The sequence below is a fragment of the Desertihabitans aurantiacus genome (assembly GCF_003344635.1).
In the GTDB taxonomy this organism is placed as follows: domain Bacteria; phylum Actinomycetota; class Actinomycetes; order Propionibacteriales; family Propionibacteriaceae; genus Desertihabitans; species Desertihabitans aurantiacus.
Genome location: NZ_QPKK01000142.1, coordinates 1 through 10,203 on the forward strand (window position 1 = coordinate 1; position 10,203 = coordinate 10,203).

12 protein-coding genes are annotated in these 10,203 nt (G+C 73.8%); all 12 read right to left on the reverse strand.

The window, feature by feature from the left end:
- Positions 1-105: 105 nt before the first annotated feature.
- The gene (locus DVA66_RS12110) at positions 106-744 is read right to left on the reverse strand and encodes a histidine phosphatase family protein (protein WP_114560322.1); all 639 of its coding nucleotides are present in this window, start codon (positions 742-744) and stop codon (positions 106-108) included.
- Positions 741-1,109: a ribosome silencing factor gene (gene rsfS, locus DVA66_RS12115; RefSeq protein ID WP_114560323.1), complete on the reverse strand. Its 369-nt coding sequence runs from the start codon at positions 1,107-1,109 to the stop codon at positions 741-743. Before rsfS ends, DVA66_RS12110 begins: the two co-directional genes overlap by 4 nt.
- Positions 1,096-1,788, reverse strand: coding sequence for a nicotinate-nucleotide adenylyltransferase (gene nadD, locus DVA66_RS12120; RefSeq protein WP_114560324.1), 693 nt, complete (start codon positions 1,786-1,788; stop codon positions 1,096-1,098). The genes rsfS and nadD overlap by 14 nt, the downstream gene beginning before the upstream one ends.
- 13 nt (positions 1,789-1,801) lie before the next feature.
- Positions 1,802-1,951 carry a hypothetical protein gene (locus DVA66_RS20920; RefSeq protein WP_157973972.1) on the reverse strand — a complete coding sequence of 50 codons (150 nt, stop codon included), beginning with the start codon at positions 1,949-1,951 and terminating at the stop codon, positions 1,802-1,804.
- Positions 1,952-1,961: 10 nt separating this feature from the next.
- Positions 1,962-2,564: a GNAT family N-acetyltransferase gene (locus tag DVA66_RS12125; protein ID WP_198671702.1), complete on the reverse strand. Its 603-nt coding sequence runs from the start codon at positions 2,562-2,564 to the stop codon at positions 1,962-1,964.
- Positions 2,557-3,798, reverse strand: coding sequence for a glutamate-5-semialdehyde dehydrogenase (locus DVA66_RS12130; protein WP_114560325.1), 1,242 nt, complete (start codon positions 3,796-3,798; stop codon positions 2,557-2,559). The genes DVA66_RS12125 and DVA66_RS12130 overlap by 8 nt, the downstream gene beginning before the upstream one ends.
- Before the next feature lie 64 nt (positions 3,799-3,862).
- Complete coding sequence (locus DVA66_RS12135; protein WP_157973973.1) at positions 3,863-5,146, reverse strand: MFS transporter; 1,284 nt, start codon at positions 5,144-5,146, stop codon at positions 3,863-3,865.
- A gap of 102 nt (positions 5,147-5,248) precedes the next feature.
- Positions 5,249-5,878: an MBL fold metallo-hydrolase gene (locus DVA66_RS12140; protein WP_114560327.1), complete on the reverse strand. Its 630-nt coding sequence runs from the start codon at positions 5,876-5,878 to the stop codon at positions 5,249-5,251.
- Entirely contained in the window at positions 5,875-6,975 is a 1,101-nt protein-coding gene (locus DVA66_RS12145) for an S-(hydroxymethyl)mycothiol dehydrogenase (RefSeq protein WP_114560328.1), read from the reverse strand. The genes DVA66_RS12140 and DVA66_RS12145 overlap by 4 nt, the downstream gene beginning before the upstream one ends.
- Positions 6,976-7,066: 91 nt before the next feature.
- Positions 7,067-7,696 carry a PQ-loop domain-containing transporter gene (locus DVA66_RS12150; protein WP_114560329.1) on the reverse strand — a complete coding sequence of 210 codons (630 nt, stop codon included), beginning with the start codon at positions 7,694-7,696 and terminating at the stop codon, positions 7,067-7,069.
- 245 nt (positions 7,697-7,941) lie between these two features.
- The gene (locus tag DVA66_RS12155) at positions 7,942-9,111 is read right to left on the reverse strand and encodes an ABC transporter ATP-binding protein (RefSeq protein ID WP_114560330.1); all 1,170 of its coding nucleotides are present in this window, start codon (positions 9,109-9,111) and stop codon (positions 7,942-7,944) included.
- Positions 9,108-10,203 (reverse strand): ABC transporter ATP-binding protein (locus tag DVA66_RS12160; RefSeq protein ID WP_232821929.1); only part of this gene is annotated, 1,096 nt, incomplete at its 5' end. The genes DVA66_RS12155 and DVA66_RS12160, both read right to left, overlap by 4 nt.

Consider the following 10,203-nt stretch of genomic DNA (forward strand, 5'->3'; position numbering starts at 1 on the left):
GCGCGGGGCTCGCCCTTCGACAGGCTCAGGGCGCTGGGGTGGGGTCGTGCCCGGGCGCTGGGGTGGGGTCGTGCCCGGGCGCTGGGGTGGGGGCGCCCGGGTCCCTCAGCCGACCAGGCCCTCCAGGTGCTCGGCGCTGACGCCGAGGTTCCAGGCGTCGATGCGCCAGTCGTCGTGCTTGTTGACCAGCAGGATCCAGTGGCAGTTGCGCAGCCCGCCGAAGCGGCGGGCGGCGACCAGGTCGAGCCCGAGGAAGGCGGCGGTGCCGACCCGGGCGGCCAGGCCGTGGGTGGTGACGAGGACCGTGTCGGTCGGGTCGGCGTCCTCGGCCACCTCGCGCAGGGCCTCGGAGAACCGGGTGGCGACCTCGCCGAGGGACTCCCCCGTCGGCGAGCGGCGGACGTCCTCGCCGGCTCGTTCGCGGTCCAGGTAGCCCGGGTCGGCGGCGAGCACGTCGTCGAGGGTCCAGCCCTCCCAGTCACCGACCGAGATCTCGCGGAACCGCTTGTCCAGCGCCGGCTCCAGACCGGTCACCTCGGTGAGGGCGGCCGCGGTCTGCCGGGTGCGCAGCAGGTCGGAGCTGTAGAGCCTCGTGACGCCCTCGCGCGCCAGCACCGGCGCGGCCTCGGCGGCCTGGCGCAGCCCGGTCTCGTCGAGCTCGATGTCGGCCTGGCCCTGGAAGCGTCCGGTGGCGTTCCAGCTGGTCTGGCCGTGGCGCCACAGCAGCAGCCGGCCAGCGGTCACCGCTTCTCCTCCACCCCGAGGTCGAGCCGCGGGCAGTCGCCCCACAGCCGCTCCAACGAGTAGAGCGTGCGCTCCTCGGCGTGCTGGACGTGCACCACCAGGTCGAGGTAGTCCAGCAGCACCCAGCGCTGCTCGCGGTAGCCCTCGCGCCGGGTCGGCTTGGCGTCCAGCTCGCGCAGCTTCTCCTCGATCCCGTCGACCACCGCGCCGACCTGGCGCTCGTTGCCGGCGCTGACGATGAGGAAGGTGTCGGTGATCGCGAGCTGTTCGGAGACGTCGTAGCCGACGATGTTGGTGCCGAGCTTGTCGGCGGCCGCCTCCGCGGCGGCGCGGGTCAGCTCAAGGGCGCGGTCAGTGGCCACCATGGGCGTCTCTCCGGGGTTCGGGCACGTGCGGTTGGTCGGGGGCCAGGTAGAGGCCCCGCTTCTGGATGTACTGGACGATGCCGTCCGGCACCAGGTACCAGATCGGCTCGCCGGCCGAGGCGCGGGCCCGGCAGTCGGTGGAGGAGATCGCCAGCGCCGGCACCCCCACCAGGGTGACCCGCTCCGCCGGCAGGTGGTCGACGGCCGGGGCGCGCAGCTCGGTCCCGGGCCGGGAGACGCCGACGAAGTGGGCCAGGTCGAACAGCTCGTCCGCGCCCCGCCAGGTGAGGATCTTGGCCAGCGCGTCGGCGCCGGTGATGAAGAACAGGTCGACGTCCTCGCCGCGCTCGGCCCGCAGGTCCTTGAGGGTGTCGACGGTGTAGGTGTCGCCGGGCCGCTCGATGTCGACCCGGCTGACGGTGAACCGCGGGTTGGACGCCGTCGCGATCGTCGTCATGAGGTAGCGGTCCTCCGGCGCGGAGACCGGGCGGTCCTTCTTCTGCCACGGCACGCCGGTGGGGACGAAGACCACCTCGTCCAGCGCGAACTGGTGGGCGACCTCGCTGGCCGCCACCAGGTGGCCGTGGTGGATGGGGTCGAAGGTGCCGCCCATCACGCCGAGCCGGTAGCGCTGCCCGTGCGGGCGGTCGGGACGCCGGGCCAGCCCGGTCTCAGTCACGCGGCCTCCACGCTCAGCTGTGCGGCCGGCGGTTGGAGTAGCTCCACAGCGCGATCAGGCCGAGCATGAGGATGGCGAAGGCCACCAGCCCGAACACCCAGGCCGGCATGAACAGCTCGCGGTGGTGACCCGACACCTCGAGGAAGATGAGTCCAGCGTTCATGGCGGGCAGCCTACCGGCTGCCGACGGCGGCCTCGTCCGCCTCGTCGCGTCGCTGCGACCACCGCTCGGCGGTCGTCCGGTACATGACGTGGGCGCGCACCGGGCTGCCCTCCGGCACCGCCGGGTGCTCGAACCTGCTGTGCAGGGTCAGCCCGAGCCGGCGCATCACCGCCTGGGAGGGGGTGTTCAGCTCGGCGGTCATCGACCAGACGTCGGGCAGGCCGAAGGTGTCGAAGGCCACCGTCACGGCGGCGGTGGCGGCCTCGGTGGCGTAGCCGTGGCCCCAGGCGTGCCGGGCCAGCCGCCAGCCGACCTCGACCCCGCCGGTCTCGGCGCCCGGGACGCCCGGGGGCAGCGGAAGCAGCCCGACGAAGCCGACCGGCTCCCCGATGGCGTCGGGGGTGACCGCCCACAGCCCCCAGCCGCGCTCCTCGAAGCAGGCCTCCACCCGGTCGACCAGGGCGTCGGTGCGGGCCCGGTCCTGGGTGCCGGGGAAGAAGCGCATCACCTCGGGATCGGCGTTCAGCGCCGCCAGGGCGTCGCGCTCCCGCGGTCCCCAGCGGTGCATCCGCAGCCGCGGCGTGCGCAGCTCGTCGACGCGGCGCTCAGGCACGGACCTGCCCGTCGCCCAGCAGCACGAACTTGGTCGAGGTCATCTCGGCCAGCCCCATCGGCCCACGGGCGTGCAGCTTCTGGGTGGAGATGCCGATCTCGGCGCCGAACCCGAGCTCGCCGCCGTCGACGAACCGGCTGGAGGCGTTGACCAGCACCGCGGCGGCGTCCACCTCGGCGACGAAGCGGTCGGCGGCCCGCCGGGACTCGGTGACGATCGTCTCGGAGTGACCGCTGCCGTAGCGGCGGATGTGGGCCAGGGCGGCGTCCAGGTCGTCCACCACCGCCACGGAGAGGTCGAGCGAGAGCGCCTCGCCGGTGAAGTCGTCCTCGGTCGCCGGCACCACGGTCTCCTCGAGGGCGGCCACCTCCGGGTCGCCGTGCACCGTCACCCCGTGCTCGGCCAGCACCGCCAGTGCCCGCGGCAGGAACGTGGGTGCGATGTCGCGGTGCACGAGCATCGTCTCCAGGGAGTTGCACACCGAGGGCCGCTGCACCTTGGCGTTGACCATGATCCCCAGCGCGGTCTCGGGGTCGGCGTCGGCGTCCACCACGAGGTGGCAGTTGCCGGTGCCGGTCTCGATCACCGGCACCTGGGAGCCGGTGACCACGGCCTCGATCAGCCCCGCTCCCCCGCGTGGGATCAGCACGTCGACCAGCCCGCGGGCCGCCATCATCTCCTTGGTGACCTCGCGGCCGCCGGTGACCAGCTGGACGGCGTCGGCGTCGAGACCGACGCGCTCCAGCCCGGCCCGCAACGCGGTGGTGACGGCGGTGTTGGAGTGCAGCGCGGAGGACGACCCGCGCAGCAGCACGGCGTTGCCCGACTTCAGGCAGATGCCGGCAGCGTCGGCGGTGACGTTGGGCCGGGCCTCGTAGATGATCCCGACCACGCCGAGCGGCACCCGCACCTGACGCACCTGGACGCCGTCGGGCCGGCTCCATCCGCGCACCACGTCCCCGACCGGGTCGGGCAGCGCGGCGAGCTGGCGGAGCCCGTCGACCATGCCGGCGATGCGGGACGGGTCCAGCCGGAGCCGGTCGACGAGAGATGCCGCCGTGCCGGCCTGCTCGGCGGCCGCGACGTCGGTCGCGTTCGCCGCGAGCACGTCGGCCTCGGCGGCGGCGAGGGCGTCGGCCATGGCGTGCAGCGCGGCGTCCTTGGTGGCCCTGGTGGCGGTGGCCAGCGCGCGGGAGGCGTCCTTGGCCGCCCGCGCCTGAGCGGTGAAGTCCATGGCGGCAAGGCTAGTCCGCGGCGCCCGGGCTGCGGGGCGGATTCCGCCGGCCACCCGGGACGGGTCAGACGCGGACGTCGGCGGGCAGCGTGGCCGCCGCGACCTCCTGCTCGGCCCGCTTCCAGCGCCGCTGGCTGGCCAGCGCCACCACCACGGCGAGGGCGAGCGCGGCCGAGGCCCCGGCGAAGGACCAGTCCACGCCGTGGAAGTCGATGAGCACACCGGCGACCGCGGTGCCGGCCGCCGCGCCGGTGGTGTTGGCGGCGGAGAGGAAGGACTGCGCCTCGTTCAGTCGGTCCGGCGGGGCGAGGTGGTCCATCAGCTGCTGCTGCATGATCAGCGCCGGGGCGATGGTGACGCCGGTGACGAACAGCAACGGCAGCACCAGGGCCAGCGAAGCCCCCGACCAGCTGAGCAGCAGGGCCATCAGCCCGAGCAGCACCGAGAAGGCCGCGAACAGCACCGGCACCGCGCGCCGCTCGGAGAAGCTCCAGTGCCGGGCTCCGTAGGCCAGCCCACCCAGCGTGCTGCCGCCGGCGATGCAGGCGAAGAGCACGCCGACGTTGTCGGTGCTGCCCAGCATGATGCCGGCGGTGGCCGCCATCGAGGTGTCGAGCTGGCCGAAGCCGATGCTGAGGATGAGCATGGTGGCCAGCACGGTGGCGACCCCGCCGATGAAGACTACCGGGACCCGACGGCGCGGGCCGGCCACGGGCTCGGGGTCCTCCCCGCTGAGCCCGGAGGACCGGCGCGCGGCCGACGTCAGGCAGTAGGCCAGCGTGCCGCCGGCCAGCAGCACGGCCGTCAGCACCAGCGGGACGCCGCCCGGGGTCAGCACCAGCAGCAGCGAGAGCAGCAGCGGGCCGCCGACGAAGACCAGCTCGACCGAGGTGCCGTCGAGGGCGAAGGCGACCCGGCGGGAGGCCCGGTCGGGGAAGATCGTCCGCCACGCCGCCCGGATCGCCGGGCTCATCGGCGGGAAGGCCAGCCCGGCGAGGAAGGCCAGCACCAGCAGCGCCGCCGAGGGTGCGCCTCCGAGGGTGGCGACCGCGACGGCGACGAGCATGGCGGCACTGGTCAGCGAGGTCGGCACGAGCACCCGGGGCTGGCCGTGGCGGTCCATCAGACGCCCCCACAGCGGCATGCCGATCGCTGAGCCGACGGCGAACGCCCCGGTGACGAACCCGGCCAGGCTGTAGGCGCCGCGCTCCCGCTCGATCAGCAGCAGGATCCCCAGCGGCGCCATCGCGATCGGCAGCCGGGCGACCAGGGCGGCGAAGAAGGGCCCGGCCGCCGGGCCGTGACGCAGCAGCCTCAGATAGGCCGACGGCCCGGTGCCGAGGGTCACGCCGCCGTCTGTCTGCCCGACGCCCACCGCGCGGCCTCCTGCTTCTGGAACGATTGAGTACGGACCGACGCTACCCGAGCCGGCCGACCGCCCGCACCTCGGTCAGTGGCCCCGGTCGATCCACTCCTGGCGGTGCGGGGCCTCCGCGCCGATGGTGGTGGAGTCGCCGTGGCCGGTGTGCACCACGGTGTCGGGCGGCAGGGTGAGCAGCTTCGCGGTGATCGAGTCGATGATCGTCTCGAAGCTGGAGTAGGAGCGTCCGGTCGCACCCGGGCCGCCGGAGAACAGGGTGTCGCCGGTGAAGACGACCCCCTCCTCCGGCAGGTGGAAGCAGCAGCTGCCCGGGCTGTGGCCGGGGGTGTGCAGCACGGTCAGGGTGCGACCGGCGACCGAGAAGGTCTGGCCGTCGGCGAGGTCGCCGTCGGGACCGACGTCGGCGTAGACCGCGTCCCAGAGCATCCGGTCGTCGGGGTGCAGGTGGATCGGCGCCTCGACCTGGTCGAACAGGCTGCCGGCGGCGTCGATGTGGTCGTCGTGGGCGTGGGTGAGCAGGATGGCGGTCACCGTCCGCCCGGCCACCAGGTCGACGATCGCGGTGGAGTCGTGCGGGGCGTCGATGACCAGGCACTCGGTGTCGTCACCGACCACCCAGACGTTGTTGTCGACGTCCCAGGTGCCACCGTCGAGGGAGAAGGTGCCCGAGGTGACGGTCTTCTCGATGCGGAACGTCATGCCCGGGCCCCCTCGATCATGACCACCGAGCGCAGCACGTCGCCGGCGTGCATCTTGTCGAAGGCGGCCTCGACGTCGCCGATGCCGATCTTCTCGGTGACGAAGGCCGACAGGTCGATCCGTCCCTGGGCGTGCAGGTCGATGAGCATCGGGAAGTCGCGGCTGGGCAGGCAGTCGCCGTACCACGACGACTTCAGCGCCCCGCCCCGGCCGAACACGTCGAGCAGCGGCAGCGTGATCTCCATGTCGGGGGTGGGCACGCCGACGAGCACCACGGTGCCGGCCAGGTCGCGGGCGTAGAAGGCCTGCCGGTAGGTCTCGGGACGTCCGACCGCCTCGATCGCGACGTCGACGCCGAAGCCGCCGGTCAGCTCCTGGATCGCGGCGACCGGGTCGGTCTGGCGGGAGTTGACGGTGTGGGTGGCGCCGATGCCCTCGGCCACCCGCAGCTTGCGGTCGTCGATGTCGACGCCGATGATCCTCGACGCCCCGGCCAGCCGGGCGCCGAGGATGGCGGCGTCGCCGACGCCGCCGCAGCCGAAGACGGCCACCGTGTCGCCGCGGGTCACCCCGCCGGTGTTGATGGCCGCGCCGATGCCGGCCATCACGCCGCAGCCGAGCAGGCCGGCGACCTCGGGCGCGGCACCGCGGTCGACCTTGGTGCACTGGCCCTGGGCGACCAGGGTCTTCTCGGCGAAGGCGCCGATGCCGAGGGCCGGGGTGAGCTCGGTGCCGTCGGTCAGGGTCATCTTCTGCCGGGCGTTGTGGGTGTCGAAGCAGTACCACGGACGGCCGCGGCGGCAGGCCCGGCACTGGCCGCACACCGCGCGCCAGTTGAGCACCACGTAGTCACCGACCTCGACCTCGGTGACGCCCTCGCCGACCTCGCTCACCAGCCCGGCGGCCTCGTGGCCGAGCAGGAACGGGAACTCGTCGTTGATGCCGCCCTGGCGGTAGTGCAGGTCGGTGTGGCAGACCCCGCAGGCCTGGACGTCCACCACCACCTCGCCGGGGCCGGGGTCGGGCACCACGATGGTGGTGAGCTCGACGGGGGCGTCCTTGCTGCGGGCGATCACACCCTGGACCTCGGTGGGCACGGGCATCCTCCTCGACGTCGGGGCGGCTCCGGTGGTCGGCCGGGCTCGACTCCGACTCTAGGGCCGGGACCGGACGGGCCGCTGCTGAGGGTCAGGCGGCCAGCGTGAGGTCCTCACCACGGGCGCGGCCGATTGCGGCGACGATCCCGGTGCGGCGTCCCAGGTACCAGCCGAGGGAGAGCGTGGCGAAGCCGAGCATCGAGCTGCCGACCAGGAGCACCGAGATGTCGCCGCTGAGCACCGCCCAGCACAGCCACAGACCCTGCATCAGCACCGCGACCACCAGGTAGCCCGCGGACACCCCGTCGAGCGACAGCCCGGTGGCGATCACCCGCAGCTGGGCCAGCACGCCGACCAGGGCGGGGACGAAGACCACGGCGGCGAAGGCGACCGGGCCGAGCAGGACGTCCACGGTCAGACAGGTCGCGGCCAGCGCCAGCGAGCCGAGCACCACCAGCGGCAGCGACCGGCCGCGAGCCCGGCACAGGGTCGCGATGATCAGCAGGGCCACCAGGGCCAGGACCAGGTTCGGCAGGATCATCGGGGCCGCACCGATGATCACACCGTGACCGGTCCAGGCCAGGCAGTTGCCCATCGACAGCTGCCACAGCAGCAAGGAGCAGCCGGCGGTCTGCCGGTGACGCAGGAGCTTCCACAGCTGAGGGAGGGACGACAGCATCCCCACGGCGGCAGCGAGCCAGCCGAGTGCGGCGACGAGCACGGGCGTATTCCGTTCGCGAAAGAGGTGGTGAGGGGGCCGCCGTGACCGCGTCGTCCGTGCTGGCGGGACGGACTCTAGGGCCGAACGGAGCGGCTGCAAAATCGATCCAGAGAGCGGCGTGTCGGCCGCCGCAGCGCCTCCGCGCACCCCCGCACACACGTCCGCCGGACCCCACACCGGCTGCAGCTGGTGTGGGGTCCGGCGAAGGTGTGTGTCGCTCCGGCGACGCGGGTGGGGGACGCGCGTCAGGGGACGGCGAGCGGGTCCAGGTCGGTGCCGGACGGGCCGCTGGTGCCCGGCCGGACGTCCGCGGTCACGGTGGCGTCGGGGTCGACCCGGTGCGCGGTGAGCCGGCCGTCGCGGATCTCCTCGGCCCAGTGGCAGGCCACCCGCCGGCCGGGGGCGACCTCGCGCAGCTCGGGCACCGTGTCGGCGCAGAGCCGCTCCTGGGCGAAGGGGCAGCGGGTGTGGAACCGGCAGCCGGCCGGCGGGTTGGCCGGGCTCGGCAGGTCGCCGGCGAGCAGGATCCGCTCCCGGGCGTCCTCCACCACCGGGTCGGGCACCGGGATCGCCGACATCAGCGCCAGCGTGTAGGGGTGCAGCGGCTGCTCGTAGAGGGCGTCGCTGGGCGCCTCCTCCACGATCACGCCGAGGTACATCACCCCGATGGTGTCGGAGATGTGGCGGACCACCGCGAGGTCGTGGGCGATCACCAGGTAGGTCAGCCCGAGCAGCTCCTGCAGCTCCTCGAGCAGGTTGATCACCTGCGCCTGCACCGAGACGTCGAGGGCGCTGACCGGCTCGTCGGCCACCACCAGCTCGGGGTTGAGCACCATCGCCCGGGCGATCCCGATCCGCTGGCGCTGCCCGCCGGAGAACTCGTGGGGGTAGCGGGCCAGGGCCGAGCGGGGCAGCCCGACCACCTCGAGCAGCTCCGCGGCCCGCTCGACGTGGGCGCGCTCGCCGTTCCCGCCCAGCCGTTCGCGGTCGACCTCGTCGAGCCCGTGCACCCGCAGCGGCTCGGTGAGCAGGCTCTGCACGCTCTGGCGCGGGTCGAGGCTGGACAGCGGGTCCTGGAACACCATCTGCATCCGCCGGCGGAAGCGGCGCAGCGGTTCGCGGCCCAGCGCGCGGACGTCGGTGCCGTCGAGGACGATGCGCCCGGAGGTGGGCTCGTTGAGCCGCAGCAGGGCCCGGCCGAGGGTGGACTTGCCGCACCCGGACTCCCCCACCAGCCCGTAGGTGGTGCCGCGGGCGATCCGCAGGCTGACCCCGTCCACCGCCCGGACGTGGCCGATCGTGCGGTCGAAGACGATCCCGCGCCGGATCGGGAAGTGCACGCTGAGGTCCTCGACCTCCAGCAGGACGTCCTCGCGCCCGGACGTCCCGGATCCCGCTCCGTCGGTGCCGCTCATCGCGCTCCCTCCAGGTGCTCGGACGCCCCGACCGGGGCCGGGTGGACGCAGCGCACCAGGTGCTCGACCTCGCCGCTGCGGGGCTCCATCGGCTCCAGCGCCAGGTCGGGCCGGACGCACCCGTCGGTGGCGTGCCGGCAGCGTGGGGCGAAGGCGCAGGCCCGGTCCCAGCCGACGGTGTCGCGCGGGGTGCCCGGGATCGGCGTCAGCCCCTCCGCGCGCGGCGCGTCCAGCCGCGGGATGGAGGCCAGCAGGCCCTCGGTGTAGCGGTGCCGCGGGGCGGCGAAGAGGTCGCGACGTCCGGCCGACTCCACCACCCGGCCGGCGTACATCACGTTGACCCGGTCGCACAGCCCGGCCACCACGCCGAGGTCGTGGGTGATCATGATCATCGCGGTGCCGAGGTCGGCGACCAGCTCGCGCAGCAGCTCCAGCACCTGGGCCTGGATGGTGACGTCGAGCGCGGTGGTCGGCTCGTCGCAGATCAGCAGCCGCGGCCGGCAGGCCAGCGCCACCGCGATCAGCGCCCGCTGCCGCATGCCGCCCGAGAGCTGGTGCGGGTACTCCCCCACCCGGCGGCGCGGGTCGGGGATGCCGACCCGGTGCAGCAGCTCGACGGCCTCCTCGCGGGCCTCGGCCCGGCTCATCTGCTGGTGGCGCAGCAGCACCTCGGTGATCTGCAGGCCGACGGTGAGCACCGGGTTGAGCGAGCTCATCGGGTCCTGGAAGACCATCGCGATCTCCTTGCCGCGCAGCCGGGAGCGCTCGGCGTCCGGCATCGTCAGCAGGTCGCGGCCGTCGAAGCGGGCGCTGCCGGTGACCCGGGCGGTGCGCGCGGGCAGCAGCCCCATCACCGCCATCGAGGTCACCGACTTGCCACTGCCGGACTCCCCGACGATGCCGACCACCTCACCGGGGTCGACGGCGAAGGAGACGCCGTCCACCGCGCGGGTCGGGCGTGCGCCCCGGCGCTGGAAGGTCACCGACAGGTCGTCGACGGCGAGCAGGGGCCCTTCGACAGGCTCAGGGCGCTGGGGGGTGGGCTCAGGGCGCTGAGGGGTGGGCTCAGGGCGCTGGGGGGCGGGCTCAGGG